At 54.9% G+C, this 26,268-nt stretch carries 22 protein-coding genes and 2 tRNA genes; 7 read left to right on the plus strand and 17 right to left on the minus strand.

Annotated elements, in window-relative coordinates:
- Nucleotides 1-9 precede the first annotated feature (9 nt).
- A complete protein-coding gene (argH, locus tag RHI63_RS00245; RefSeq protein ID WP_310821688.1) occupies nucleotides 10-1,401 on the plus strand; it encodes an argininosuccinate lyase in 1,392 nt (463 codons plus the stop codon).
- Between the two features lie 98 nt (nucleotides 1,402-1,499).
- Nucleotides 1,500-2,216, plus strand: a complete 717-nt coding sequence (locus RHI63_RS00250) for a heme oxygenase (biliverdin-producing) (protein WP_310743905.1) — start codon at nucleotides 1,500-1,502, stop codon at nucleotides 2,214-2,216.
- A gap of 1 nt (nucleotide 2,217) precedes the next feature.
- Here RHI63_RS00250 and RHI63_RS00255 read toward each other — a convergent pair whose 3' ends face one another.
- Entirely contained in the window at nucleotides 2,218-3,540 is a 1,323-nt protein-coding gene (locus RHI63_RS00255; protein WP_399382248.1) for a TldD/PmbA family protein, read from the minus strand.
- Nucleotides 3,541-3,689: 149 nt separating this feature from the next.
- On the opposite strand from RHI63_RS00255, the gene RHI63_RS00260 reads away from it, so the two are divergent.
- The gene (locus tag RHI63_RS00260) at nucleotides 3,690-4,562 is read left to right on the plus strand and encodes an SDR family oxidoreductase (RefSeq protein WP_302676930.1); all 873 of its coding nucleotides are present in this window, start codon (nucleotides 3,690-3,692) and stop codon (nucleotides 4,560-4,562) included.
- Here RHI63_RS00260 and RHI63_RS00265 read toward each other — a convergent pair.
- Nucleotides 4,559-5,425: a peptidoglycan recognition family protein gene (locus RHI63_RS00265; RefSeq protein WP_310743183.1), complete on the minus strand. Its 867-nt coding sequence runs from the start codon at nucleotides 5,423-5,425 to the stop codon at nucleotides 4,559-4,561. The two genes, RHI63_RS00260 and RHI63_RS00265, sit on opposite strands and share 4 nt — an antisense overlap.
- 69 nt (nucleotides 5,426-5,494) lie before the next feature.
- Between RHI63_RS00265 and aroF the strand changes: the two genes are divergently transcribed.
- Entirely contained in the window at nucleotides 5,495-6,526 is a 1,032-nt protein-coding gene (gene aroF / locus RHI63_RS00270; RefSeq protein WP_206200571.1) for a 3-deoxy-7-phosphoheptulonate synthase, read from the plus strand.
- Nucleotides 6,527-6,535: 9 nt separating this feature from the next.
- Nucleotides 6,536-7,036 carry a GNAT family N-acetyltransferase gene (locus RHI63_RS00275; protein WP_302676933.1) on the plus strand — a complete coding sequence of 167 codons (501 nt, stop codon included), beginning with the start codon at nucleotides 6,536-6,538 and terminating at the stop codon, nucleotides 7,034-7,036.
- Here the strand turns inward: RHI63_RS00275 and RHI63_RS00280 are convergent.
- Together RHI63_RS00280 and RHI63_RS00285 are read right to left on the minus strand one after the other, a co-directional pair.
- Nucleotides 7,017-7,343 carry a hypothetical protein gene (locus tag RHI63_RS00280; protein ID WP_206200573.1) on the minus strand — a complete coding sequence of 109 codons (327 nt, stop codon included), beginning with the start codon at nucleotides 7,341-7,343 and terminating at the stop codon, nucleotides 7,017-7,019. The two genes, RHI63_RS00275 and RHI63_RS00280, sit on opposite strands and share 20 nt — an antisense overlap.
- A gap of 3 nt (nucleotides 7,344-7,346) precedes the next feature.
- On the minus strand, nucleotides 7,347-7,895 hold the full coding sequence (locus tag RHI63_RS00285; RefSeq protein WP_206200574.1) for a thioredoxin family protein: 549 nt from the start codon (nucleotides 7,893-7,895) through the stop codon (nucleotides 7,347-7,349).
- 263 nt (nucleotides 7,896-8,158) lie between these two features.
- On the opposite strand from RHI63_RS00285, the gene RHI63_RS00290 reads away from it, so the two are divergent.
- Nucleotides 8,159-8,231, plus strand: a tRNA-Val gene (locus RHI63_RS00290).
- 16 nt (nucleotides 8,232-8,247) lie between these two features.
- On the opposite strand, the gene RHI63_RS00295 is transcribed toward RHI63_RS00290, so the two are convergent.
- The 4 genes from RHI63_RS00295 to RHI63_RS00310 are packed head-to-tail and all read right to left on the minus strand — an operon-like array spanning nucleotide 8,248 to nucleotide 10,637.
- Nucleotides 8,248-8,946 (minus strand): OB-fold-containig protein, encoded by a 699-nt coding sequence (locus RHI63_RS00295; RefSeq protein WP_206200575.1) that lies wholly within the window; start codon nucleotides 8,944-8,946, stop codon nucleotides 8,248-8,250.
- A gap of 4 nt (nucleotides 8,947-8,950) precedes the next feature.
- Nucleotides 8,951-9,739, minus strand: coding sequence for a TIGR03943 family putative permease subunit (locus RHI63_RS00300; protein WP_206200576.1), 789 nt, complete (start codon nucleotides 9,737-9,739; stop codon nucleotides 8,951-8,953).
- Nucleotides 9,740-9,772: 33 nt separating this feature from the next.
- Nucleotides 9,773-10,225: a diheme cytochrome c gene (locus RHI63_RS00305; RefSeq protein ID WP_225901605.1), complete on the minus strand. Its 453-nt coding sequence runs from the start codon at nucleotides 10,223-10,225 to the stop codon at nucleotides 9,773-9,775.
- Nucleotides 10,226-10,262: 37 nt separating this feature from the next.
- Nucleotides 10,263-10,637, minus strand: coding sequence for a DUF4346 domain-containing protein (locus RHI63_RS00310; RefSeq protein ID WP_149817099.1), 375 nt, complete (start codon nucleotides 10,635-10,637; stop codon nucleotides 10,263-10,265).
- A gap of 120 nt (nucleotides 10,638-10,757) precedes the next feature.
- On the opposite strand from RHI63_RS00310, the gene RHI63_RS00315 reads away from it, so the two are divergent.
- Nucleotides 10,758-10,830: transfer RNA gene (locus tag RHI63_RS00315), tRNA-Met, on the plus strand.
- Between the two features lie 19 nt (nucleotides 10,831-10,849).
- Here the strand turns inward: RHI63_RS00315 and RHI63_RS00320 are convergent.
- From RHI63_RS00320 to RHI63_RS00360, 9 genes are all read right to left on the minus strand, one after another.
- Entirely contained in the window at nucleotides 10,850-13,519 is a 2,670-nt protein-coding gene (locus tag RHI63_RS00320; RefSeq protein ID WP_206200578.1) for an RNA helicase, read from the minus strand.
- Nucleotides 13,516-17,778, minus strand: a complete 4,263-nt coding sequence (locus RHI63_RS00325) for a response regulator (RefSeq protein ID WP_310821690.1) — start codon at nucleotides 17,776-17,778, stop codon at nucleotides 13,516-13,518. Before RHI63_RS00325 ends, RHI63_RS00320 begins: the two co-directional genes overlap by 4 nt.
- Before the next feature lie 18 nt (nucleotides 17,779-17,796).
- Complete coding sequence (locus tag RHI63_RS00330; RefSeq protein ID WP_310744668.1) at nucleotides 17,797-20,964, minus strand: methyl-accepting chemotaxis protein; 3,168 nt, start codon at nucleotides 20,962-20,964, stop codon at nucleotides 17,797-17,799.
- 199 nt (nucleotides 20,965-21,163) lie between these two features.
- Nucleotides 21,164-21,694, minus strand: coding sequence for a chemotaxis protein CheW (locus RHI63_RS00335; RefSeq protein ID WP_149817107.1), 531 nt, complete (start codon nucleotides 21,692-21,694; stop codon nucleotides 21,164-21,166).
- A gap of 4 nt (nucleotides 21,695-21,698) precedes the next feature.
- The gene (locus RHI63_RS00340) at nucleotides 21,699-22,064 is read right to left on the minus strand and encodes a response regulator transcription factor (RefSeq protein WP_149817109.1); all 366 of its coding nucleotides are present in this window, start codon (nucleotides 22,062-22,064) and stop codon (nucleotides 21,699-21,701) included.
- A gap of 80 nt (nucleotides 22,065-22,144) precedes the next feature.
- The gene (locus RHI63_RS00345) at nucleotides 22,145-23,335 is read right to left on the minus strand and encodes a response regulator (RefSeq protein WP_206200580.1); all 1,191 of its coding nucleotides are present in this window, start codon (nucleotides 23,333-23,335) and stop codon (nucleotides 22,145-22,147) included.
- Nucleotides 23,336-23,393: 58 nt separating this feature from the next.
- Nucleotides 23,394-24,029 (minus strand): MerR family transcriptional regulator, encoded by a 636-nt coding sequence (locus RHI63_RS00350; protein WP_149817113.1) that lies wholly within the window; start codon nucleotides 24,027-24,029, stop codon nucleotides 23,394-23,396.
- Between the two features lie 321 nt (nucleotides 24,030-24,350).
- Nucleotides 24,351-25,673 (minus strand): 3-phosphoshikimate 1-carboxyvinyltransferase, encoded by a 1,323-nt coding sequence (gene aroA, locus RHI63_RS00355; RefSeq protein WP_206200581.1) that lies wholly within the window; start codon nucleotides 25,671-25,673, stop codon nucleotides 24,351-24,353.
- 48 nt (nucleotides 25,674-25,721) lie between these two features.
- The gene (locus RHI63_RS00360; protein ID WP_310821691.1) at nucleotides 25,722-26,264 is read right to left on the minus strand and encodes a hypothetical protein; all 543 of its coding nucleotides are present in this window, start codon (nucleotides 26,262-26,264) and stop codon (nucleotides 25,722-25,724) included.
- Between the last annotated feature and the right edge of the window lie 4 nt (nucleotides 26,265-26,268).

Raw genomic sequence — 26,268 nt, forward strand, 5'->3', positions numbered from 1 at the left:
GAATCGCCCGTGACTGCCCAACCTCAGCCTTGGAGCCAGCGCTTTGAACAAGCCCTCCATCCGGCGATCGCCCGCTTTAATGCCAGTATTGGCTTTGACATTCGCCTCATTGAATACGACCTCAGCGGCTCCCAAGCCCATGCCCGCATGCTGGCAAAAACGGGGATTATTTCCCCTGAGGAAGCCGAAACGCTGATTCAAGGCCTAGAGCAAATTCGCCAAGAATACCGGGATGGCCAGTTTACCCCTGGTATTGATGCCGAGGATGTGCACTTTGCCGTCGAACGCCGCCTCACAGAACTGGTTGGCGATGTGGGCAAGAAACTCCACACAGCGCGATCGCGCAACGATCAGGTGGGCACCGATATTCGCCTTTACCTGCGCTCAGAAATTGACCATATTCTTCGACAACTGCGACAGTGGCAGCGCACGCTTCTGGATCTTGCAGAGTCCCACATTGAAACCTTGATTCCCGGCTACACTCACCTGCAACGGGCACAACCCCTGAGCTTGGCTCACCATCTACTGGCCTACGTGGAAATGGCCGAGCGGGACAGCGAGCGACTACAGCAAATTCGTGAGCGGGTGAATGTCTCTCCCTTGGGAGCCGGGGCACTGGCGGGCACAACGTTTCCCATCGATCGCCACTACACAGCAGAGTTGTTGGGTTTTCGTGAACCCTATCGCAATAGCCTCGATGCCGTCAGCGATCGCGATTTTGCCATTGAATTTCTCTGTGCCGCTAGCTTGATCATGGTGCATCTATCGCGGCTCTCGGAGGAGATTATTCTGTGGGCCTCTGAGGAATTTGCCTTTGTCAAGCTCACCGACACCTGTGCCACGGGTTCTAGCATCATGCCCCAAAAGAAAAATCCCGATGTGCCGGAGTTGGTGCGGGGCAAAACAGGACGGGTGTTTGGCCATTTGCAAGCTCTCTTGGTGATTATGAAGGGGCTGCCCTTGGCCTACAACAAAGACTTGCAAGAGGATAAAGAGGCGCTTTTTGATGCTGTGGATACCGTCCGTGCCTGCCTAGAGGCAATGACGATCTTGATGGCCGAGGGGGTGGTGTTTCAACCGCAACGCTTGGCGGCGGCTGTGGAGAGCGATTTTGCCAATGCCACCGATGTGGCGGATTACTTGGCCAGTAAGGGGGTGCCCTTCCGTGAGGCTTATAACTTGGTGGGGCAGGTGGTGAAAACCTGTCTTGCTGAAGGGAAATTCCTCAAAGACCTCACCCTTGAAGAATGGCAAGCCCTGCACCCCGCCTTTGCAGCGGATATTTACGAACGCATTGCACCGCGACAGGTGGTGGCTGCCCGCAATAGCTACGGGGGCACAGGGTTTGATCAGGTGCGCCAAGCCCTCGCAGCGGCTCGCGATCGCCTTAATGATTTTTAATGAAAAATGGTGTCATTTACCCTTAGCCTGAAAAATAGACTGTACTGACGGTCGCTTTTAGAAACAAAACGTTGCAAATTTTTAAGAAGGATCTCGTGATGACGACGTCTCTAGCGACGAAATTGCGTGAAGGCACCAAAAAAGCCCACACCATGGCCGAGAACGTTGGCTTTGTGCGCTGCTTCCTCAAAGGCACCGTGGAAAAAAGCTCCTACCGCAAACTCGTTGCCAGCCTCTATCACGTTTACAGTGCCATGGAGCAGGAAATGGAACAGCTCAAAGACCATCCCATTGTTGGCAAAATTTACTTTCCGGAGCTGAACCGCAAAAATAGCCTTGAGCGAGATCTGACCTACTACTTTGGTTCCAATTGGCGGGAAGAAATTACGCCCTCGCCAGCCACACAGGCCTATGTAGCCCGCATTCATGAAGTGGCCAATACCGCACCCGAACTGTTGGTGGCGCACTCCTACACCCGTTACCTTGGCGATCTTTCGGGCGGCCAAATCCTCAAGGGGATTGCTGAGCGGGCGATGAACCTACAAAATGGCGAAGGTACGGCGTTTTATCGCTTTGAGGCCATTAGTGACGAAAAGGCCTTTAAGCAACTCTATCGCCAACGCTTGGATGAATTGGCCGTAGATGAAGCAACAGCGGAGCGGATTGTGGATGAGGCCAATGCCGCCTTTGGTATGAATATGAAGATCTTCCAAGAACTGGAGGGCAACCTCATCAGAGCCATTGGCCAGTTGCTCTTTAATACGCTGACTCGTCGTAAACAGCGCGGCAGCACCGAATTGGCGACTGCTGAGTAGCCTAGAGGGTAAACTGAAAGGCCTTGACGAGCATCCCCGGCACCGTAATACCCCCAAGGGAACGACGTTCATAGGTGTCGGTGTGGGCAAACCAAAGCGGGGTGTCTGTCAAGGCTTCGAGGTTGTCTCCCCAAAACTCATAGAGACTGTCATCAAAGCGCAGGTCTGTAATGGGTGCAACAATTTTGCCCTGCTCTACCCAAAAGCAGGCGTAGCGGGTCATGCCGGTCATTCGTCCATTGGGGCGATCGCTCCAGTTGAGGTAGTGTAAATTGCCCACATAGAGACCCGTATCGAGGGCAGCCAGCACCTCCTGCTCTGGTAGCGTGCCCGGCAAGAGGAGGGGCGATCGCAGGGTTTCTTGGCGGTTGGCACCATTGGCCACAAGGTGGTATTCCTGAGCGGTGCGCCGACTAATGAGTAACGTTTGCAATTTGCCGCGATCAATCAATGACAAGCAAGGGGGCGCAATATCGCCATCGGCATTAAAGCGGGGCACCGTTCCGGTGGTAAAGTCCTCCTGCAAACTAAAGAGGGGAGAGAGGGTTGCCCCTTCCCGTAATTTGGCGAGGGCACTGCCGCCTTGACGATAGGCCGCTTCACTCACGGCTCCCCAAGAGAGCATCCCCACTAGCTCGGCCACCGCTGCCGGGGCAAAGTAGGTGCGATAGCATCCCGCTGCTAACTGACGGGGAGGCTGTTCCAATTGTGCTAACTGCTGGCGATCGCCCTCAATTTGAGCTTGATAGATGGCAGTGTCCCAATGGGTACTGGCATAGCTATTTTTCACCGCCTTGCCCGCCGCTGTAAAGAGAGAATAATCCAAGCAAAACGTTTCCGTAGCAAACCAGTGCTCCTGCCCAGCGGAGTTAAAGCTCCCACGAGCGATCGTCCCCCCACTGTAAATGCCCACAAAATCAAGGCCTTGAACGGGTGTCAGAATTGTCTCTACCACTGAGTCAGGATCAGGTAAGCGGCCAAGGTAAGTGTCTTGAATCGAACCGGTATCCGTTGGCGGTACAAGGTAAGGATCCACAGGGAGTTGCACCGTTTCTGAACGCAATGCGGCCAAGTGCTCTAGGGCAGCCGCTAGATCCGCCGTTCCCGTATAGGGAAACGAGGTGCTTGCCGTCCGTTGCTGCGATTGCAACCGCAGGGTCACCACCGTATCTTCTACGGTGCCAATTTGCCGCACCCGCGCCCGATTGAAGCGAATAAACTGGCTGGATTCACTGGCAATTTCAACGAAAAGCGCCTCTGTCGGTTTCAGGGCAGCAAACAGCTCATGGCTCAGGTGCTGAGCAGCAGAAAAGTCAAGGGTCATGCGGCGCAGAGTTTTTGTGAAGATTCTCAAAGGTATTCCTTGGTATTCCTTAGGTTAGCGCATTCCCCCCCTGCATATTCTTCAAGCGTCTTGCATTGTGGCTCTGCCTAGGGCACGCTGAGACAAGAATCCCTTAATAGTTCCGCTGCATGTACTTGGTCACGGGTGCCACAGGACAATTGGGTTTGCGGGTGGTGCGCCGCTGTATCACGTTGGGGCTGCCGGTACGAGCCTTTGTGCGCCTGACGAGCCAATACGATCTCCTCAAGGAATGGGGTGCCGAGATTTTCATTGGCGATCTGCAACAGCCCCGCGATATTCAGGCTGCCATGGCGGGCGTGGAGGCGGTGATTTGCTGCCATGGTAGTCAGTTACTCAGCCGTGCTATTCAGGCGATTGATTACCGTGCCACGTTGGATGTGATTCAGGCGGCTCAGGAACAGGGGGTACGCCATATAACCTTGATTTCTCCTTTGGCGGTGACGGGCGATCGCCAGCAGTCCCCCTTTCTCAAGGCCAAGTACGAAGTCGAGCAGGTGCTCATCAGCAGTGGCCTCAACTATGCCATTTTCCGCTGCCCCACCCTTATGTCTAGTTTGCTGCCCCTTGCGGAGCGCTTTCAGCAGACGGGGGTTTACATTGTCCTTGGAGATCCCCAGCACCGCCTGCAACTGCTCAGTCCCGAGGATTTAGCCCGCTGTATTCTCGTGGCTAGTCAAGCCAGCCAACCGGCCATTTTTAGCTTGGCACATCCAGAGGTCTTAACCCGCCAAGAGATTGCCGATCGCCTTGGTCGCTTTTTCAATAAACGCCCCTTTGTCATGACGGTTCCCCTAGCCGTGATTGACGGCGCTCGTCAGTTTTTGGGAGTGATGAATCGGGATCTTGAGGCCAGCCTAGGAACGCTGCGAACCCTATTGGCCTATGAAAGTCTCTGCCCTGCCAGTGAAATTGAACGTGCCCAAACCTATTTTCAACTCTCCTTTGAGTCCTTAGAGACATTCTTGGATCGCTACTTCTAGCCGCGAATATCCCCACAGGGGCGATCGCGATAGGCCTGCCAATAGCGATTAAACGTGACCCAGTCAAAACTACGCGGATCCATGCGCTCGCCAGAGCGATCCACCGCCGCATGGGTGGTTACCCGTTGGAGATCAATGCCCGTTTGCGCCACCAGCCATGCCAAGGTACGGTACTGAGCATCGGTATAGCCCGCATGGGTAGAACCATTATGGCGACCTTCAGGAGGGGTTTCTAGGGAAAAGTGGAGGGCAAAATTGTTCACCGAAGGGGCAAGGCGGAGGTTGGTCTGCACCGTTTCCCTGCCAAAGACAGAGTTGCCCGCACCATAGGCACGCTTGGACCAAGGCACTAAGTGCAGCAGCCAACCCCTGAGGGTAATCAGTTCATGGTAGCTGGCTTGATCTTCATCGCGGGGATGCGGTGTTTGGAAAAAATCCAGCGTAGATTGGGCAGAGGCCACAGTTTCATGCAAAACAATCAGCGGTGCATTGTCCACCACTTGACCCCGAATATCGGTACGGTAGCGATCGCCAAAATTGGTGCGGTCGATGGGGACACTGTACCAAGGGGGCGTAAATAAACACTGTTGATGAACTTGGCGGACTTGAGCAAAAAGGCGTTCATAGGGGGCGCCATCACTGCGTTGTAGAGGCAGCAGGGTATTCTCTGGCAGCGGGGGTGAGGGCGATGAGTCCGTTGGCGGATCAAATTGGGGATCATCAATGGAGACCGCTTGACTCAAATCAAGGGGGCGATCGCCACTGGGGATAGAGCCAATCATCACACTCCACAGGGACAGCACAACCACGGTAGCGATCGCCAGCGAAATCATCAACCGCAGGCCTCGGAAACGACGCAGCATAGGCAGAACGGAACCAATTTGGCACAATACAATCAAACCCTAAGCCAAAAATTTGGGATCAGCAAGCGGATGATTATTGTTCTAAAAAGTGGCACCCCCGGTGAAGAGATTGAGCGGGTCAGTAGTGAGATGCGCACTTGGGGACTCACCCCCGAAAAAATTGTGGGCAAGCACAAAGTCGTTATTGGTCTTGTCGGCGAAACTGCGGAACTCGATCCCCTGCGAATTCAGGAAATTAGCCCTTGGATTGAACACGTTCTGCGAGTTGAGCAGCCCTTCAAGCGAGCCAGTCGCGAGTATCGCCACGGTGAACCCAGTGAAGTGGTGGTGCCAACGCCCAACGGCGAAGTTATTTTCGGCGAAGGCCATGAGGTAGTGGTGGTGGCAGGGCCTTGCTCCGTTGAAAATGAAGCGATGATCCTTGAAACGGCGCAGCGGGTGAAAGCGGCGGGTGCCAAGTTTCTCCGCGGTGGTGCCTATAAACCCCGTACCTCCCCCTATGCCTTCCAAGGCCATGGTGAAAGTGCCCTTGATCTGTTGGCAGCAGCAAAAGAAAAAACGGGCTTGGGCATCATTACCGAAGTCATGGACGCAGCGGATCTAGACAAAATTGCTGAAGTGGCCGATGTGCTGCAAATTGGTGCCCGTAACATGCAAAACTTTTCGCTTCTCAAGCGGGTGGGTGCCCAACCCAAACCCGTGCTTTTGAAACGGGGGATGTCTGCCACCATCGAGGAATGGCTGATGGCTGCTGAGTACATTTTGGCGGCAGGGAACCCCAATGTGATTCTCTGTGAACGGGGCATTCGCACCTTTGACCGTGAATATACCCGCAATACCTTGGATTTAGCAGCGATTCCGGTGCTGCGCAAGCTCACCCATCTGCCGATTATGATTGACCCCAGTCATGGCACCGGCTGGGCAGAATTTGTTCCGCCGATGGCCAAAGCCGCCGTGGCCGCAGGCGCCGATGCCCTGATGATTGAAGTGCACCCCAACCCAGCAAAAGCCCTCTCCGATGGTGCCCAATCCCTCACGCCGGATCAGTTTGATGAGTTGATGCAAGCCCTGCAACGTCCCCTTGTGAGTCTCAGTCGATAGGCTGCCCAAATGACCGATATGCTGGTCAAGCTCTACGAGCTAGCGGTGGATTGGCCCGCCGTCATGGCGCATCAGCAGCAGGGGATTCACTACCGCCAGCCTTTGGGGTCAGAAGTGGATGGCATTGTCCAGTGGGTGGGCGATCGCTTTAGTGCCGGTTGGCGCAGTGAAGTGGCTCTTGCCTTGAGTCAGCGTCCGCCACGGGGACTGATTGCCGTTGAAAATGGCGAACTTCTAGGCTTTGCCTGCTACGATGCAGCCGCCCTGGGACTGTTTGGGCCAATGGCTGTGGCCGAACCCTATCGCGGGCGGGGGATTGGTCGCCTGCTGTTGCAGTTAACCTTGGCTCAGATGCAGGCAGCGGGCTATGCCTATGCCGTGATTGGCTGGGTTTCCTCAGAGGACTTTTATGCAAAGACCGTTGGTGCCATGCCGATTCCCAATTCGCGGCCCGGACTCTGGCAAACGGCCTTAAACCTTGGGCAGTTGACTAACCCGTCAGGCTCTTAACGAGGAGGCCAAGGACAAATCCCAAACCAGCAAAGCGGACAAAGTGCCAAAAGTTTTCTTGAGCCAGAATGTCCTGCCAGCATTCCCGCGCTGCTTCCCCTAAATGGAACAGGAGGGTCAGGCCAAACTCCGCCTCTAGTTGCCGCAGCTCTTGGACGAGGCGATCGCGCTCTTGATCTAGGGCAGCCTGATTACGTCCTTTTAACCGTGCTTGGGTGGCTTTGATCTGCTCGTACTCACGGTAAAGCTCTGCCATCCGTGTTTGCGTCTCTTCATAAACCTGACGCACCTCATCTTGGGGTTCCACAACCTAGCCCCCATGACTGCGGGGATCATCACTGCGTTGGCGGGCGAGGGGACTCGTGAGTTGGGACATTTCACCCGTCAGTTGACCGTAGGGCAAGGGGAGGTTATTGCTGAGGGCTTCAAGATTTTTGGCCATCACTTCCTTGGGTTGCAGGCCGATCGCCACTGCTTGGGGTTCCAAGTGCCGATTCAGAAAGACAAAATGGGGAATGCCATCCACATTAAAGCGCTCAATTTCCGGTAGCCACTTGGTGTTGTCCACATTCAGCATGACGAAGTTCAGGCGATCGCGATATTGCGCCTTTAATTCCGCCAAATCCTTGGCCATGGCGCGACAGGTGCTACACCAGTTGGCGTAAAACTCCAAAAGTGTCGGCTTGCCATTGACTTGAGCCTCCTCCCAAGGGGTGGCTTGGCGGGCTTGCTCGGCGAGGGTGAGGGGTTGATTGCTACTGCGCAGACCCGCCAATAGGGCAAGACTAATGAGAATGGCGACAACAGCAATCACAAAATTCCGTAACCGTTGACCACTGGCTGCCGTTGCTGCTCCCATAGGGCATTCCTTGCACGTCTTAACACGTTGATCCTAGCGGATTTTCTTCCCAAGAGTTGCCCCATGTTGACGTAACACAGCGCTTTTCACAGGGATTGAACGGCTTTGAAAGGTTCAAACTTCTTTGACACTCATCCCGCTAACGCTAGGCGTATAGCAGGAGATTCCCCGTTCACAGAGTCATAGAACAAGCTCCTATCCGCTTTGTGTACCGTTTTTTAGAAACAGGCTATACCTTTGCTATGATAGATATTCTGGAACTTGGGCGGTTAACTCAGTTGGTAGAGTATCTCGTTTACACCGAGGCTGTCGGGGGTTCGAGTCCCTCACCGCCCATCCTAAAATCAATGCCTCAGGAATCTTCGCTATCTTTGATCTGAGATTGCCGCTGCTGGCGTAACCATGTGGCTTCATCCAAGCTGTCTTTGGCCACGACGATGTACTCATTCTCTTGGTGATCAATAATTAAAATCTCCTGACCATGCTGGGGGGTGACCGTTGCCCAAGGGGGGAGCACTGCCGGCAGAATCAGCCGATTGCGATTGGCATCCAAAACACTCACTTGGCCAATACCAGTACCACTGTGGGGAATATGGGCAGAACTGACGTGGCCACTGCACCCCAGCAGGCGATCGCGACTGGTATCTTCACTAAACTGCGCAAAAATTTGCCCCAAAGGCCGTGAACACAGCCCCCCAATTGTTAGCGCCAACAGCAGTGCCGCGATCGCAATCACCCCAGACCACACCACCCCCGGCCAACTGCCACTCAGGGTGTAAAAGAGAACATTAAAAAACCAGCCCAGCACGCCCAAAAGGCTAAAGTCTAAGGCGAGCAAGAGAATGAGGGGCGCTCTCCCCACCCCCAACCAATGCAAAATTGTCAGAAATGAGATGCCCTCCTCTAGATCGACCTCCACTTCCAAGGGATCGGCATCTCCCTCTAGCTCGACCTCTTCAGCGCCCACATCGCCAAAGATCACCGTCAAAAAGAGCAAGACCCCCATGCCCAAGACAATCCAGTAGGGAGTGTGAATCAAGTGAAATAGCATTGCCTTAGTACATAAAGGGATTTTCAGGCTCAGGAATCGGCGTTATCGTCTCAGCAACCAATACCAATTGGCGGCGGTCGTTGAGGGTTTCTGTGGTCATCCGACCTTCAACGCGAAACCACTGATCTTGGGGATAGGCTTGGCGCGATCGCCCCAATTTCACGGGCAGTCCCACAGGATAGGCATCCGCTGCACAACAGGTAATGACAAAACGGGTGAGCGTGAGATAAGTCTCTGGCAGTTGGGGACTATGAACCGCAAATCCCTCAATGCGAGCGGGCAACCCCCTATAGGCATCGGGTTCGGGATAGACATCAAGGGTGCGAATCCAGTCAATGAGCGTCCGCTCCTCAGGCCGTTGATTGAGGCGAAAGGCCACTGGACTATTGCGGGTCACTGTCAAGCCATCCTCGAGACCGCGATGAATGGCCGTGGCACTATTGAAAGGACGGGGCGTCATCACCAAACCCACGACTGCCGCGAAAATCAGAATACTGAGCGTCCAACGAGCCGGTAAGAGGGCAACATGCTGCACAGGTGTCACTCGCCCCCGCCATAACCGCCACCCTTGCCAACCACTCACAGCAACTAAAAGAAACCCAGCGGCGATCGCCAGCGCAAAATAGTTGGGGTGAATTAGTAACCCCAGTCGCCCCTGCCACCAATATCGAAGAAACAACATTCCCCAGAGGAGAAGTGCCCCAACCGTCCACCACTCTTGCTGTAGCCAGCGACGGCGCATCATCATGCGTTGGACACGCGGAGAATAGTGATTGGAGGAGCTAGAAAACATCGGGCGGTGGAAAATTCGCCATCCCTAAACATTCTAGGGGGAATCCTGCCACTGCGGGCTTAGCTCACGAAAGTTAAAGAGGGTGGCCTTGGGATGACATTGGGCACAACCATCGAGGGTGACGGGCTGCGGCACCGCAACACGGGGATGGAGGATACGAAAGAAGGGCGATCGCCCGACGCGAAAGGGAATTTGGGCATCGTTGGGCAGGGGTCGCGAATAGGTGCGCAAATAGTTCCACAGGGGAACCAGCTCTGGGCGGGGAATGGGTTCGAGGGTTGCGCCGTAGTGATTGGTATCTTGAATCAGTACCTGCCATGCCGGAGTGGGCAATGTTTCCGGGGGGACTGCGAGGTGACAACTGCCACAGCGCCGCAGATAGATTTGCGCTCCCAACTGGGCATTCAAGGGCAAAACATCGACGGTACCGCTCCAGTCGGGGGTGGCGATCGCTGCTAAGGCTGTACCCACTAGGGCACAGAGCATCAAAAGAACTGCCCCTACCCGCCAACGCCAGTGGTGTCTAATCTTGGATATACTCAAGCCCTTCATCCAAACAAAACTGTGCCCGCATCAGTTCTCGGCCGAGATAGGCCGCATGGTCAAACATCGTCACCAGTTGGCGATCCTTTTCAAAGAGTTCAATGCACAACTCCTTGGCTGTTCGACCGCTAAGTACTAGATCGGGTTCCCGCGTTACTTTCCCTTTGGTGGGAATGGGTTCTCCCGTATCGGGATCCACCGCTAAGCCCTTCTCATTGATGTCATTGGGATAGTGTTTCATCCAGATCAGTTCTTGCGCAGGGTCAATGTAGATAATGAAATACCCTGCCGGATCGAGATGAATAAATCGCTGCGATAGCTTGTTGTCAAGCGCCGTGCGTTCTGCTTTGCTCAACGCCTATCTTTCCTCTAATGGATCCACTCTATTATTGTACGGCGAACTCGACTGGAATCTGCGGGCCGAGCCTTGAGTTTTGGGACATTCGCGTTATAATGAGAATTGCGCAAAAATTTCGGCTCAGTAGCTCAGTGGTTAGAGCAGGGGACTCATAAGCCCAAGGTCGCAGGTTCAAATCCCGCCTGAGCCACTTCTTATGACGATTCAAACTATACGGTTGCTGCCTCTAGCTCGACTCCTTCTAGCAAGTCATTCACGGGGAAGCGATCGAGGAGGTAGCGTGCCTGCTGGGCGCTTTGGCGGAGTTGGGGACTGGTGTGGGGCGCATGGGGAATCTGGGAAAGAAAATCGAGGGTGCGCCGCAGCAACCGCACAATATCGCCGGCATCGAGATTGGTTTCAGTGCACAATTCATGCCACGGCGTGCCCAAGGCCCACTGCTCTACCAAGCCAATGAGATCCCACTCGTACCAGAGGGGAAAGATGATGTGATGGCGACGCTGCACCTGAAACAGTCGGCGGCGAATCGGACTAAGGGCGGCAAGGCGTTCTTCCACTTCACTGGGAATGGGGTAGTTGCACCAACTGTCGGAACGGGGCGTTTCAGTCACTAGAGCTGCGATCGCTGCCGCCAAGAGGTGGGGGGGCAAGTCATCGAGTTCACCAGAGGCCAAGGCCAGAGCCAACCACAGTTCATTTTCGCCGCGCAGAGCAGCGGCCATTTCCCCAAGGGGGGTGGGGGTTAGGTCGTTGAGGCCACCAAAGTCCTGCAGGGCAGCAATGAGGGCAAGAAATTGCTCCCAGTGGCGTTGGGACTGTTGCTGGAGCTTGTGCTGGCGATCGCGCAGTTCCGTTTGTAGCCGTTCTTCGCGACGAACTAAGCGTAGCAGCGAATGGACATTTTGCGGCAGACTGGCTTGGAGTTGCGTGAGTTTGGCCTCAAGGTCAGCGATTTTAGCGGCTTGAGCCGCCACTTCCGGCGCGGCTAAGACAGGTGGCAGATCCGGGAGGGTACCGAGGTAGTGATTCGCCTCATTGCAGGGATAACTTTCCCCTAGGCGCAGTTTCATTGCCTCTGGGGGCGGGGGGAGATTGCTACAGGGGGGGCGATCGGGATAGACAGCCAAAATGTCATCAATGCCAACGACCCGAAAGCGACCATCAGCCGCAAGGCACAGCCAGTGGGGCAACTGCCCGGAACCAGCAACGGGTTGACAGAGGACGGCGGCTAAGGGGGGATGGTCTCGCAGGGGGGATTTGATATGGAGCCATGTCCCCGGCGGCACCGCCATCATAAAGGGGAGGAGTTCTTGGGCACGTTCCTGCTCCGCCTGCTGTTCGAGGATTTTCAGGAGGCGTTGATCCTGTCGTAGCCGTTCCCGCAGCTTTTGATACTGCGCTAGTTGCTGCCGATCAATGCCTGTGAGGCGTTGTTGCACGGTTTGCAATTCCGTTTCCAGTTGGGCGATCGCCTGCCGTTGGGGCGTGAGTTGCAATGTGGCCAAGTATTGACCAAAACTGCGCTCCACCAATTCCCGCGCTTCTTCAAGGGTGTGGCGTTGGAGCAGGTTCAAGACCATGCCATAGCTGGGGGTAAATTGGCTAATGAGGGGATCCGGGGCGGCGGTGGCCAAAAATGCTGCTTCATGGGCGCCCTCAAAGGGGGTTTGCAGCGTCACCACATGACCCACGGTATCCATACCGCGGCGGCCGGCTCGCCCTGCCATTTGCAAAAATTCAGAGGCCGTCAGGAGGCGATGACCGCTGTCGGTGCGCTTCGAAAGGGTGGAAATGACGGTGGTGCGCGCGGGCATATTGATCCCTGCGGCCAGCGTTTCCGTGGCAAAGACGAGTTTGATCAGGCCTTCTTGAAAGAGGGTTTCCACAAGGGTTTTCACCACGGGTAGCACCCCGGCATGGTGAGCGGCAATCCCTTGGTAGAGGGGGGCAATCATTTGCGGGGCAACAATGTCCTGATGTTGTGCCAAAAAGGCCTCGACCCGCTCCGCTAGTGCTTGCTGTTCTGCCTTGGTGAGGAGATTCATGCCCAGGACCTCTTGAACCGCTTGGTCACAGCCGCGCCGACTAAAGATAAAGTAAATGGCCGGCAGCATCTCCCGCTGTTGCAGTTGGCTGACCACGTAGCGGATGCTCAAAAAGTCCCGCTTGCCGCCGCGTCGCCGCAGTTCGGGCTGGCCGTGGAGCTTCGGGTTGAGGCGTTTGCGTTGGCCGTCCAAGAGGGGGAAGAGTCCCTTGCTGTTGCAAAAGTAAAAGTGCAGCGGTATCGGTCGCCAGTCGGAGTAGATCAGTTCAGCATCCCCATGGACGGATTGAATCCAGTCGGTGAGTTGTTCGCCGTTGGCGATCGTGGCGGAGAGGGCGACTAGTTGAATTTCCTTGGGGCAGTAGATGATCGATTCTTCCCAAACGGTGCCCCGCTGGCGATCGTTCATGTAGTGGCATTCATCGAGCACCACCACTTCAACCCCCGCAAGGGAGGTACCCACTTCGCCAATGGGAGTGCCGTAGAGCATATTGCGGAAAATTTCCGTCGTCATCACCAGAATCGGGGCATCGCGGTTAATCGAGACATCCCCGGTCAAGAGGCCGACCTGCTCTGCACCAAACTGCTGCTGAAAGTCACGCCACTTCTGGTTTGAGAGTGCCTTGAGGGGGGTGGTGTAAAAAACCCGCTGCTGCCGCGTCAGGGCACGGTGAATCGCATACTCACCAATGAGGGTTTTACCTGACCCCGTAGGAGCACAGACCACCACAGAGCGACCGGCATCAAGGGCAGCGATCGCCGCTTCTTGAAAGGCATCCAGTTCAAAGGGGAGTTGGGCAAGGAAGTCTGCTAGGGCCGGCGATCGCTCACTCATGGGGTAGGTGTCGGCTCCTGCTGCACCAGAACTTCACCCCTGAGGAGCCGTGCCGCCGCATCCAGTAATTGCTCCTCGAGATAGGGCTTGGTAAAGTAGCCCCGTGCCCCCAGTTGTGCGGCCATCTTGCGGTGGCGATCGGCGCCCCGTGAGGTCAGCATGGCGATCGGCAGATGGTTGAGTTTGGGATCTTTTTGAATCCGCGAGAGCAACTCCAAGCCATCCATGCGTGGCATCTCAATGTCACAAAAGACTAAGTCACAGGGCAAGCCAGAGCGCAGTTTTTCCCACGCATCTTGACCATCCCGTGCCTGCTCAACGCGGTAGCCTGCCCGCGTAAAGGTCATTGAGAGCAACTCCCGCACTGTAATCGAGTCGTCGATAATCAGCACCAAGGGTTCGGAGGCTTCCTCGGGTTCCGCAACATCCATGGTGTGACCAAAGCCACGCCAGTCGCGATCCATGCGTCCTAGGGACAGGTCAATAATTTCCAGCACGTCGGCGATCGCCATCGCGCGACCATCCCCTTGAACTGTGACGCCCGCTACCCCCACCGGCTTCGGCACCGGTCCAGACAACTGCTTAATCACGATTTCCTGTTCGCCGATGACCTGATCCACCTCCATGGCCACGAGATCATCGCCGCTGCGCAGCACAACAATTGAGACCATGCCATCGTCTTGGCTGCTCCCGCCATAGACATTGCTGCGGCTAATATTGCGGCTGTACTTGAGCAAGTCCCCAAGTTTACGCACTGGCAGCAGGCGATCGTGCCACGAGAGGACACGTTGACCATCTTCTAGGGTTTGGATGCGCTCTTGGGGAATATCCAGCATATCCTCCACACCGTCAATGGGGAAAGCAATGCGGCAGTGGTTATCAATGCAGCAGAGGGCTTTGGTAATGCTCAGCGTCAGCGGCAAGCGGATCGTAAAGGTGGTGCCTTTGCCCACCGTAGAGTCAATGTTAATCGTGCCGCGAATGTCCTCCAGATTTTTGCGCACCACATCCATCCCCACACCGCGACCGGCAAGGGCATCGGCTTGATCTTTGGTGCTAAATCCCGACTGAAAGAGGAAGGCATAGACCTCTTGGCGCGACAGGTTGGGGGCATCCGCCTCCTTCAGGAGACCCTTCTCGATTGCCTTGCGTTTTACCCGTTCTGGGTCAATCCCCGCCCCATCGTCACTGACGGAGATAATCGCTTGACTGCCTTGATAGAAGGCTCGCACGCGAATCAGGCCTTTTTCAGGTTTGCCCAATCGCCGCCGCTCTTCGGGGGGTTCAATACCGTGATAGACGGCGTTATTGATCAGGTGGGTCATCGGGTCAAAGAGCTTTTCGAGAATGCCCTTGTCAATGAGGGTATCTTCCCCTTCAATCTTCAGTTCCACCTGTTTGCCAATGGTACTGGCAACGCGGCGCACGGCACCCGGCAAGCGGACAGACATTTCACGGAAGGGCACCATTCGTGAGCGGCTCAACCCCTCTTGAACTTGGGTAGTGACTTGACGAAACTGCCGTGCCACCTGCTCCACTTCATCAATCACGTACTGGATGTCATCCGCTGCCTCCCGCACCCGCACGATCCGCTCAATCACCTCCTGAGAGAGGGTGTGGAAACCGGTAAAGCGATCCATTTCCAAGGCATCAAACTCGACCCCCGTGGCGTGGGTTCCCCGTTCCCCTTGGCCATTGGCTGCCCGTGCTGTCGTTACGCCCAACAGTGAACTCTCAAGGAGCGATCGCTCGTAGAGGTCTTGCATTTGTTGGCTGACATCCCCAAGTTGTTGGACTTGGTAGAGCAAGTTATCAAGAAACTGCCGCAGGCGTTCTTGGGTGTCTTCGAGGCTATTGCGGTTGACCACCAACTCCCCAACGAGGTTACTCAAGGTATCGAGGTGGCGTACGGGTACCCGCATGGTTTGCTCCACCAAGGCGCTACCTTTTGGCCCTGCCCCGGCTCGGCGAGGAGTGGCCGCCTTCGCACTACTCCCTGCGGGTTGGGGAATTAATTTCTCTAAATCGGCAAAACTATCATCCGCAGTCGAGGGGGCTGTTGTGGCCGGCGGTGGGGTGGGTGCCGTAGGGGTGGCTTGACCCAAGAGTTGCTCGAGATCCTCAAAGGCCGGTGGCGCCACCGTCTCTAAAAGCTGATCCAATTCGTTGAACGTGGCAGCCTCAGCTGGGGTTGTACTCGTTGCACTTTGCTCAATCAACCCCTCCAATTCCTCTAGGACGCTTTCGGGGGTGGCAGGCACAGTGGCATCATTCATCAGTGCCTCCAGTTCAGCCATGCTGGCAGCTTCAGGGGAGGGAATGGATTCCTCCACCACCGCTTCGGGTTCCGTCATGCCTGCAGCTTCAGGAGAGGTGAAGGAGGCTTCCATGAGGGATTCTCGCTCGGTAATGCTACTAGCAGTCTCAGGAGCGGGTACAATCTCCTCCACTAGGGGTTCGGGTTCAGCAATATTTGCCGCTGTGACTTCAGGCATACTTGGCTCAGCGATCGCCGGTGCCTCGGATAGCGTTTCTGCCCAAGGATCATCAGGGCTTGGCGGAGCAATAAATTCCGCGAGGGCTTCTTCCGCCGCATTATCCACAACCAAGTTTTCTAGGACATCGTTGAGACCCGGCACCTCTTCGAGGAACTCAGCCACATCCTCAGCAACATCACTGAGAGCAGGGATCTCAAAGTCCTCTTCTAAGGGAAGCAGATCGGGAGCCTCAGTGGTTTCCACCTCACCCAAAAAGTCTTCTAGGGAAGCAACTGCCTCATCAAGAGCGGCCATCTCTGAGGGGGCTTCCTCGGCGAATTGTTCAAGAAATGCATCCAGACCAAGTTCGGCGGGTTCTGCGGCTGCACTCTCCTCAAGAGGACGGTCAAGTGTCAAGGGCGCCTCAAGGGCCTCAGCCATACTTTCGGCGATCGCTGGCGGCGTGAGGTCATCGAGGGGGGCTTCCTCCACCTCCGCAGAGACCAGCTCACCCGAGAGTTCTTCAATTTCATCGAGAATGGCATCAAGGCGGGGTTCTGCCTCAGGCAACTCCTCAGCAGCGGTTATGTTCAAAAAGTCGGAAATCTCCTCATCAAAGGCCGCTTCATCCCCCAGCTCTAAACTGGCCAAATCCCCCTCAAGGGTGTCCTCCAGCCAGGCCGTCGGCAGCGCTGTGGCATCACTAAAAATGTCACTCAATTCTTGGAAATCAGTCCCACTCTCCTCACCAAAAACAGTGACACCATCGCCACCGCTGCTCATTGGCTCCATTGGCTCGGAAATCTCTTCTTCAGGCACCCTCACCTCTAGCGGAGCAACCTCAGAGGCCATTTCAAGGGGTTGCAGTGGTTCCTCAAGGGTGACGGGAGCTGATTCTAAGACCACAGGCTCTGGCGCTTCTGGAACAACAGCCGGCGCTTCCTCAATCACAGGGGGCTGAAGCGCCACTAAACTGTCACTGGGACGAATCGCACTGCCTTGACCATTGAGCACCAAGTCGCGAGCCGCCATAATCTCTTTAATCACCACGGGTGCCAAGGCCGTGAGGGGCTGAGCTGTGTTACTCACCGCCTGTTGGGCGATCGCCAGCAGTTCAACCCACTGGGGCAGCGCAAAGGTTTCCCCCAATTGACCCAAATTAGAACAGGCCTCCGCCAATTCTTGCCGCACTTGGGGCGAATCGGGTTGCTTAAAGAGTTGCAACATTGCCCGCAAGCGATCGGGCACCTCCGTTTGAAAGACTAAGCGGTAGCTGGAGTCAGCAACGGGTTGCACCGGCGGCTTAACGGGTTCGGCCACAGGGGGAGAAGGCGCAGCTACAGGGGGCGCCACCTCTGCTCCTTGGGTCAGGTGGCTCAAGTGGGCTTGCAGTTGATTGAAGACTGGCTCCACCCGATTCAGCGTTGCCGTTGCTGTCTCCTCTGTCAAACCAAAGGGGCCTTGCAATTCATCGAGGAGTTCCCGCAGCGCATCAAAGGCTTGCAAAAAGAGTTGCTCTAGGGTTTCATCCACCGTTACGGGGTGTTCCCGCAGAATTTTGAAGTAGTCCTCCAGCTTGTGGGCGGTGTGCTGAATGCTATGGAGTCCGAGCATAGCCGCTCCCCCTTTGACGGAGTGGGCTGCCCGAAACATTTCACTCATCGCCTCGGGGTCATTGACCACCTGCTGGAGATTCATCAAACTGTCTTCAATGGTGGTCAGGTGTTCCTGCGCCTCCTCAATGAAGTAGCCAAGAATGCGCTTTTGTTGATCGCTTTGCATAGCCCCCTCCCGGATTGCTTAGGCTTGATCTTCAGTATTTTCAACGCGGAACCGTTCCACCGATGCCTGCAAGTTGCGCGCCACACTCACGAGACCTTGCAACGAGTCAGACACCCGCTGTGCCTCCTGAGAGGTGGCCTGCGCTGTCAACTCAATGGATTGCATCACCTGAGCCATGGCTCGCGCCGATTCTGTTTGCTCGACCGTAGCGTTGGTAATCGAGCGCACAAGGGTATCAATTTGCGAGGACACTTGGATGATGTCCTCAAGAGCATGCTTGGCCTGTTCTGCTCGCTTGGTGCCCTCAATCACCTGCTGTGTGCCCTCTTCCATGGCGGTCATCACCGCGCCGGTTTCACTTTGAATTTGCAACACAATCTGCTCAATTTCTTTCGAGGCTTTGGCTGAGCGGTCTGCCAGTTGGCGCACCTCATCGGCGACCACCGCAAACCCCCGACCTGCTTCCCCAGCTCGTGCGGCCTCAATACTGGCGTTCAAGGCCAACAGGTTCGTGCGGTTGGCGATCGACGAGATCACACCGACAATCTTGGCAATCTCTTGGGAAGATTCCGCTAGGCGCTTCACCTTGCGGGTGGTCTCGGCCACCGTTTCCCGAATTTGCAAAATACCCGCCACTGTGCGTTCCACCGCCTCACCACCACGGAGGGCTGTTTCTGAAGCATTGCGTGCCACCTCATTGGCTTCTTGGGCACTTTCGGCCACCCGCTGAATCGCATTGGTCATCATCTGCACCGAGTTCAGGGTGACGGCTAGCTCCTCCGCTTGCCGCAGAGCATCTGCTGAGAGACTACGGGCAAAAGTTTCGTTTTCTGCCGCACCGCGACTCACCTGCTGGGCGGCAATTTTCACCTGTTGCACAATCGTCCGCAGGTTGTGAATTGTCAGGTTAAAGGAGTCGGCCACTGCGCCGAGCACGTCCGCTGTCACTTCCGCTTGTACGGTCAGGTCACCGCGGGCAGCCCCCTCCACATCATCGAGGAGTCGGATCACTTGGCGCTGTAAATCATCCCGCTGCCGTTCGTTTTCCTCTGCTTTTTTCTGGGCATCAGCAGTAATTTGCTGGATGGTATCCGTCATTTGGTTAAAGCTTTGTGCCAAGAGTCCCAGTTCATCGTTACTGGTGACCGGCACCCGCGCCGTCATATCACCGGCAATCACGGCATTACACTGTGCCTGCAAATCCGTACAGAAGCGCTTGATGCGGCTGACACTGCGCTGCCCCATGGCATAGACGGCCACCCCGGCGGTGAGACCAGCAGCAGTACCACTCACTAAAGGCGCAGGGCCGGAGGCACTAAAGCCTAAACTAACGGCACCCGCAGCCAAGGCGGAAAGGACACCACTGGTTACGGCTGAGGTAATGTTTTGCTGGCCAAAGGAACTCGTGGCCGTTGAGGTTGCTGGGACTGTTCTAGCCACAGGACTAGGACTACGGGAAGGTGTTGGCGCAGTAGCCGCTGGTGCTGCAACGGGTACTTGCTCGGTAAAGGCTGACAGATCCTGACTTGCTGCAGGGGGTGGGGTTTCAGCGCGGCTAGCAGTGCTTTGACTCAGGTCGAGGCTAAAATCGGCCAAGTCCTCAAGACTTTGCTGGCTGAGATCAAATTCATCCGGTAAAACTGCAAAGGTCTCGGTGCCGGCATCGGCCATCACGGTGGCATCTGAGCCAACAGCCCCCATACCATGCACTTGAGGATTGGCAATGGTCATTTCATCATCAAATCCCGCACCGGAGAGATCTGCATTGCCAAAGGAGAGATCCTCTAGGTTAAAGTCGGCAATGGATTCAAAGGGTTCAGCACCACCAGAGCTCGCTTCCTCTTGCGCGATCGCTGGTGCCTCTGGCTCCCTAACGGTTTCACGTGCGGGAAACTCAGACATGGCGATCGTTTGCTCATCCTCAAAGGTAGCGGGGTCAAAGGCCTCAGGAGACAGGGGTTCTGCCACAATATCTGGGGCTTCAAAAGCCTCAAGGGAAGCTGAAAAGTCGCCAAAGAGATCGTCTTCCTCCTCGGCTGCATCAGAGGAACTTAATTCCGGCTGCGGCAACAATTCAATGGCATCTGCCGCCTCATTGGTCAACAAATCACTGATACCAGCGGCAGAGGTAGAGACTTCAGGAACATTGGTCTCAACGGATTCCGTCAGATTTGGCAAGAGGCTCTCTTCAGAAATGCTGGCTGCTGGGGCTTCCTCAATATCGCCAAAGAGACTTTCTGCCGACATATTTGCCGCTGGGGATTCCTCAAGACCGGGAAAAAGGCTCTCTTCAGAAGCGTTGGCTTCTCCCGATTCTGTAAGCCCCCCAAAGAGACTCTCTTCAGATACAGCTACTTCAGCAGCAAAGGCATCATCAAATGTTTCGAGGGCGGGGGGTGTCATTTCTTGAAACGGAGCCGCAGTACTTTCTGATGTCTCACCATCAAAAATAGGTCTGGCCGGTTCGGACGGGGTCAAAGGAGAACTTCCCATGAGCATTGTGACATCATCATCACTGATGGACTCTGTACCTAGGGGCTGCACGGATTCGCCGATGGGAATTTCTGGAATGTCCGCGACTGGCTCCTCCAAAGAATTGGCCGAAAAGGCAAAGGGATCCTGAACCGCCGCATCTTCGTCGAAGGGATTAAAGGCACCCTGTTCTAAACTGGCGCCAAATTCTTCCTCAATGCCGCCCACCTCAAGATCGTCAAAGGGGTTACTTGTCCCTAAATCGCTACCAAAGTCATCAAAGTGATCAAGACTCAATTCCTCTGAAGGGTTTGCGGCTTGGGGTTCCACAATGGGTGGCGTGGTTTGCAAAAAGGTATTGTCCCCCTGCAGTTGGGTGTGATCTCCTTGCAGGGGGGGGTGGTGTTCGCCGCCGTTTTTGGCAGGTTCAGCAGCGGGAATCAAATCCTTAATCTTGGCAAGGCTCTCGTTGGCCAAGTTGATCAATTCTGGATCCGTTGTGGCATTGAGAACCGCATGGTACTGCTCTTGAGCCTCGCTGTAGCGTTGTTGACAGCAGTAAATGTGCCCCCGCAGCAGCCGCAGGTTTGGATCGCCCGGTCGGGTGCCCACCAACTGGTCAGTGATTTTGGCTGCTTCTTCATAGTTGCCTTGCACATAAGCGGCAACCGCTTTTTGATATTCTTGGGTGTGTTGGGTGCTGCTGGATGCCATGGGCTTACTCCCAGAATGGACGATGACGAGGGGCAGAGAATTCTTAGGGACTACATCAAGGAAGCTTTAATTACTAAAGTATGCGCCAATCCTTGGGAAAGATAGCACGGGGGTGTTAATTTTCCTAAAGTGACTGGTGTTGATGGGTTCCATCGTGACACTTGCGGGCGAGTGTCATTGAGATTCTACTTTTTCTAGTTTAGAGTCCCCAACGAGCACTGCGTAAAATGGCGAGGGGATCCAAGAGCTTAACAATGTCCTGTTGCTCGGCATCAAAAACCCATTCGCCACGGACAAAGGGAGCCATCTGATCGCTGACATGGGTCGCGGGCTTAATGGTGTCATTGTTGAGCCACTCCATGCCTCGGACTTGATGAACTGCTAGCCCTACCATTAACTCATCATCTTCAATGGCAATAATCGATAGCTCAGAGCGATCGGTATTCAAGGGGGTGTCATCGCCAAGAAACTTACCGGTATCCGCGACCCAAATCACCTGCCCCCGCAAGTTCAAAATCCCCAGTAGCAGATTGGAGGTATTGGGCACTGGCGTAATGCGATCGGGAGTCACGGCCACAACTTCGCGTACCCCAATAGCCGGTAGGGCTAGGGTATCACCGCTAGGGATGGTAAAGAGGATATGTAAATCCCCCTCTGGGGTTCTGAGGTCATCGATATTGCCACTTTCGATGGGGGCATTGGTTGCGAGTAAGTCTGAGCTACTAAACATTTTTTTAGCCTCGCAAGAGTTGCTTGATGGTGCCAACCAATTCTTTGGGGTCAAAGGGCTTCGTAATATACGCATCAGCCCCCTGTTTCATGCCCCAATAGCGATCAAACTCCTCACCTTTGGAGCTACAGATCACCACGGGAATGGATTGGGTGCGGGGGTCGGACTTAATTTGGCGACAGACTTCATACCCATTCATGCGGGGCATGACAATGTCGAGGACAACCACATCGGGCGTGCTCTGCTGCAATTGCTCCATTGCCTCGACACCATCGGTGGCAACGGTTACTTCAAAGCCTGTTTTCGCCAGCAATTCGCTGATCATTTCCCGCTGGGGTGGACTATCTTCGACAACTAAGACTTTACTCATAGGGGGTTACACGTAGAATTCAGGGTTTGCTTTATATTCTAAAAGCCTAAGAGGTTGACAGGTTGATGATAGCTAACCTGCTAACGGGGCGTCTCAAGGCCTGATTTTGGTTCTAGCACGTCGCCAAAGGACTCGTCTGTTAAGGAGGTCACAGGTGGCGCTGCACCAATGTAATGGTGCGTAATTGTTAACAATTCTTGAGTTGAAAAGGGCTTGCTGAGGTAATCAGTGGCACCGGCCACTTTGGCGCGCAGGCGATCGCTCCAACCAACGAGGCTAGTCAGCATAATAATCGGCGTATAACGGAAGCGAGGGGTGTGCCGTAGAAGGGTGCAAAATTCGTAGCCATCCAATTCGGGCATGGCAATATCGAGGAAAATCAGGTCGGGGTTGAGTTGGAAAATGAGACTCAAGGCCGTTAAGGGGTGGGCGATCGCCGTGGCTTCATAACCTGCGGCTTGCAGGGTGGATTCAACCACTTGACGGACAGTGGCGGCATCATCCACACACACGACCCGGGGCGATCGCCGCCAAGAGAGGGGGGGAAATGTACGGGTGTGGCCATTGGTTCCCCAAGAACTGACTTGTAAGTACCCTTGATGGAGATAGGGCAGCAGGAGTTTGCCCACCGTCACGCCATCTCGTCCCAGTTGCCGACTCAGACGGCGCAAGGTGATCCGCTCGCGCACGAAGGGTTCCAGTTGGCGAAACCACTGATCCGCTGGATCGTTGCCTGTGGGTTTAATATCCGTCAGTTCGAGGGATTGATCAAGGGAACGCAACTCTGGATGCAGTTTTTTCCATTCCCGCAGATGACTCAGGCTGTCATTGAGCAGCATTGTCAGGGAGAGATTGTGCCATTGGGGGGTGAGGGGACTCGCACTATAAAACTTGAACCAAGCGCGATTGAGGCTAACAACGTCAAAGAGACTCTCCCGCAGCAGCGCCCGCCACACGCTATGGATTTGATTGAGCTTGCAGTGATCGAGGAGCCACCACAGGCATTCGTATTCCAGCCAACTGGCACCGGCTTTGCTTTCGATGAAGCTATCGGGACTCGGCCAAGGAATGCCCTGCCCATAGAGCAGATCCTGCAACCGCTCTAAACTGTGGCTGTGGCGATCGGCAATATAAACCAAGTGACCATGACTCAAAAAGAGAAGCCACGTATGACCGGCATCATCTTCGAGGTAGAGTTCCCCGGTGCGCTGGCCAAGGGCAAGGGTTTGGCACAGCGTGTAAATATCCGTATCGTTGAGGCATCCTTCCATGGCGCTATTATAGCGATCGCCAGCGGGCTGACCGCGACACCGGATAGTTCAGTCTCAGTTAGCGCTGGGTATAGCTAGAGAGCAATTGCACCAGTTGCTTCACAAGGGCTTCCTGATCGCGATTGATCTGGGGAAAGTTAAAGTCATCGCGAATATGAACCTCAAAGCCCGGCACCACCTCAATGCGCTTCCAAGATTCTGGTTGCGGTGAATGGCTCGGGGGCGGTACCTCGCGGCGGCTGACACTGGGACTGACGCGCATGGGTTCCCCATAGCGATGCTCAGAGCGGTCTTGTACCTGTTGCAAAAAGGCCAAAGCTGGGTTGATCGGGGGTGGATTCAATTGCAGATGAACCCCTTGCTCAAGGAGTGCCCGCAGTTCTGGGGTGCTCATGCGATACACCAGCTTGTAAATGGCACCTGCGGTATAGCCCTCCATCAACAGCCGCCGCACCACCAGCAATTGCACTAGGTGGCGATAGCCGTAGCGCCCTTCGCGGCCAATGCGAGCGGGACGGTCAATCAATTTGCAGGAGGTGTAATGGCGCACCAGACGCGGGTTGACCTCTTCCAAAACACGGTTTTTGGAATCCTCCTGGGGGAGGTGCTGGGGTAAGAGTTCGTTGGCGATTTCCACCAACTCATCTAATGACCATTGATCCTGAACGTGGATGAAATCTTGAATTGTTGCCATGATGAACAAACACAGCCTTTTTTGAACGAAAAAACAAAGAAGTCAGTTAGAGAGGGGTTTTCCTGTCCCAGATAGAGCGCAAGGGCGCCCCTAGAGCAGGAGTGAAACTATATTATCGTATTTTTTTGGTTCTGTATCATTTTGGGTCTAATTTAGTCTTACAATTATCAAGGAAAGTAAACACCTGAATATTACAAGTCTACAGAGAGTTCAACGCAACGCGAAGCTGCATTGTGACACCAAAACAATTTATTTGATGCTAGCATACAGCGTTTGGTGTTGAGTGAAGTTGTCCCAAAAATTACTGGGATTTTTGTGTTGTCAAGCAATTTGTTGCAGAGTTGTTACAAATTCAGGATAGGAGACGGCTGCCGCACTGGCGTTGTGAATGTGGCTGGTTCCTGTGGCATTGAGGGCAGCGATCGCCAGACTCATGGCCATGCGATGATCGCCGTAGGTTTCCACATGGGTGCCTTGCAAGGGTACGCCCCCCTGAATATCGAGGCCATCACTGAGTTCAGTGACCTTAGCGCCCATTTTTTGCAATTCTGTGGCTACGGCCTTGAGGCGATCGCTCTCCTTCACCCGCAGTTCTGCTGCATCCCGAATTTCGGTGATCCCCTCGGCAAAGGCAGCAGCTACAGCCAAAATCGGAATCTCATCAATCAAGCGGGGAATCAATTCACCGCCAATACGGGTTCCCTTGAGGGCTGCCGATCGCACCCGCAGATCTGCAACGGGTTCGCCTGTGACGAGCCGCTCATTTTCAAGGGTAATCTCGGCCCCCATTGCCCAAAGCACGTCGAGAATGCCGGTGCGGGTGGGGTTAACTCCCACATTGGTCAGTACTAGTTCTGAATCAGGGGTAATGGAGGCTGCCACCAACCAAAAGGCGGCTGAACTGATGTCGCCGGGCACAATCACCTTCTGACCCTTTAAGACCGCAGGTCCTTCAAGACTCACCGTACAGGTGGCCTCATCCACGCTCAAACAGGCACCAAAGGCCTGAAGCATACGTTCACTGTGATCCCGTGAGCGGTGGGGTTCGCGAATAATGGTGGTGCCTTCGGTGTGGAGGGCGGCGAGCAATAGCGCTGATTTCACCTGAGCGGAGGCAATGGGACTGTAGTAGGTGATTGGCTCTAAGGGCTGCCCCAAAACGGCCAAGGGGGCACGGCTGTGGTGTTGACGCCCCCAAATCTGGGCACCCATCTGCATCAAGGGTGTGACGACCCGTGCCATGGGGCGCGATCGCAATGAGGCATCCCCAGTCATCGTAAAAAAGCGACCTGTTTGCGCTGCCAATACCCCCAACAACAACCGCATCGTTGTACCAGAGTTGCCGGCATTCAGGACATCCACGGGTTCTTGGAGATGGCCAATTCCCAAGCCTTGAACTGTGACTGCTGTGGCATTGAGATCTGAAATCTCGGCACCAAGGGCACGAAAACAGGCGGCGGTACTACAGGTATCTTCACCCACGAGCAGGCCTTCAATATGGGTAGTGCCCTCTGCCATTGCTCCCAACATCAGGGCACGGTGGGAAATGGATTTATCTCCCGGTACTTGGAGGGTGCCCTGCAGGGGATGGCCATCGGCCTGAATTTGCCAAGTGTCGTCGGATGTAATCTGAATAACCGCCATGGGATATTTGGATAAAACCGCGTTCTCGATTGTCCCACGTCTGTTGCGCTATAGCCCCATTGAGCGCTTCAGTTCCTCAAGGGCAGTTTGCAGTTCCAAGCGGCGAAACTCAGCTTCAATTGGGTCATTGAGGTCACTGGTCATGCGTGGTGGCGGTGGGGGCGGTGGTGGGGGCGCACTGGCGGTAGGCACACGGTTCATGATTTCTCGCCGGCGATCGCGAATCTTTTGCAGCAGCTGCTGGGTAACGGGGATTTGATTGAGGGCGTCGAGGCGTTGCGTCCACAATTGTTCCCCCCGTTGGCGCAATTCGGCCTCCCGTTGTCGTGCCAATTCGGCCAGATCAGGACGCTGAGCGGCCGTAGCGGTGTGGGTACGATCGCGCCAGCGGCGAATCTCGGAAACAAGGCCTAAAATTTGCTGTTCGCAGGTATTGACTTCCTGTTGCAGCCGCAGTAGCCGCTCTTGGGTTTCCCGTTCTTGATCCTCTAGCTCAAGGAGCAGTAGATTGAGTTCAAGCTGCGGATTGGCACGAATAAAGTCCTCGAGTTTTTGCTCTAGGAATGCATTCAAGTCGCGGAAAAAGCTCATGAGT

It is taken from the genome of Thermosynechococcus sp. GLH187, assembly GCF_031583395.1.
Taxonomy (GTDB): Bacteria; Cyanobacteriota; Cyanobacteriia; order Thermosynechococcales; family Thermosynechococcaceae; genus Thermosynechococcus.

What these genes read in the sequence shown, in the direction of transcription:
- RHI63_RS00335 (WP_149817107.1), bottom strand. Translation starts at nt 21,694, where the DNA reads ATGTTTAGTAGCTCAGACTTACTCGCAACCAATGCCCCCATCGAAAGT.
- aroF (WP_206200571.1), top strand. Translation starts at nt 5,495, where the DNA reads ATGATTATTGTTCTAAAAAGTGGCACCCCCGGTGAAGAGATTGAGCGG.
- RHI63_RS00340 (WP_149817109.1), bottom strand. Translation starts at nt 22,064, where the DNA reads ATGAGTAAAGTCTTAGTTGTCGAAGATAGTCCACCCCAGCGGGAAATG.
- RHI63_RS00265 (WP_310743183.1), bottom strand. Translation starts at nt 5,425, where the DNA reads ATGCTGCGTCGTTTCCGAGGCCTGCGGTTGATGATTTCGCTGGCGATC.
- RHI63_RS00305 (WP_225901605.1), bottom strand. Translation starts at nt 10,225, where the DNA reads ATGCTCTGTGCCCTAGTGGGTACAGCCTTAGCAGCGATCGCCACCCCC.
- RHI63_RS00285 (WP_206200574.1), bottom strand. Translation starts at nt 7,895, where the DNA reads ATGGGAGCAGCAACGGCAGCCAGTGGTCAACGGTTACGGAATTTTGTG.
- RHI63_RS00325 (WP_310821690.1), bottom strand. Translation starts at nt 17,778, where the DNA reads ATGCAAAGCGATCAACAAAAGCGCATTCTTGGCTACTTCATTGAGGAG.
- RHI63_RS00300 (WP_206200576.1), bottom strand. Translation starts at nt 9,739, where the DNA reads ATGTTTTCTAGCTCCTCCAATCACTATTCTCCGCGTGTCCAACGCATG.
- RHI63_RS00250 (WP_310743905.1), top strand. Translation starts at nt 1,500, where the DNA reads ATGACGACGTCTCTAGCGACGAAATTGCGTGAAGGCACCAAAAAAGCC.
- RHI63_RS00345 (WP_206200580.1), bottom strand. Translation starts at nt 23,335, where the DNA reads ATGGAAGGATGCCTCAACGATACGGATATTTACACGCTGTGCCAAACC.
- RHI63_RS00255 (WP_399382248.1), bottom strand. Translation starts at nt 3,540, where the DNA reads ATGACCCTTGACTTTTCTGCTGCTCAGCACCTGAGCCATGAGCTGTTT.
- RHI63_RS00275 (WP_302676933.1), top strand. Translation starts at nt 6,536, where the DNA reads ATGACCGATATGCTGGTCAAGCTCTACGAGCTAGCGGTGGATTGGCCC.
- aroA (WP_206200581.1), bottom strand. Translation starts at nt 25,673, where the DNA reads ATGGCGGTTATTCAGATTACATCCGACGACACTTGGCAAATTCAGGCC.
- RHI63_RS00350 (WP_149817113.1), bottom strand. Translation starts at nt 24,029, where the DNA reads ATGGCAACAATTCAAGATTTCATCCACGTTCAGGATCAATGGTCATTA.
- RHI63_RS00260 (WP_302676930.1), top strand. Translation starts at nt 3,690, where the DNA reads ATGTACTTGGTCACGGGTGCCACAGGACAATTGGGTTTGCGGGTGGTG.
- RHI63_RS00360 (WP_310821691.1), bottom strand. Translation starts at nt 26,264, where the DNA reads ATGAGCTTTTTCCGCGACTTGAATGCATTCCTAGAGCAAAAACTCGAG.
- RHI63_RS00320 (WP_206200578.1), bottom strand. Translation starts at nt 13,519, where the DNA reads ATGAGTGAGCGATCGCCGGCCCTAGCAGACTTCCTTGCCCAACTCCCC.
- RHI63_RS00330 (WP_310744668.1), bottom strand. Translation starts at nt 20,964, where the DNA reads ATGGCATCCAGCAGCACCCAACACACCCAAGAATATCAAAAAGCGGTT.
- RHI63_RS00295 (WP_206200575.1), bottom strand. Translation starts at nt 8,946, where the DNA reads ATGCTATTTCACTTGATTCACACTCCCTACTGGATTGTCTTGGGCATG.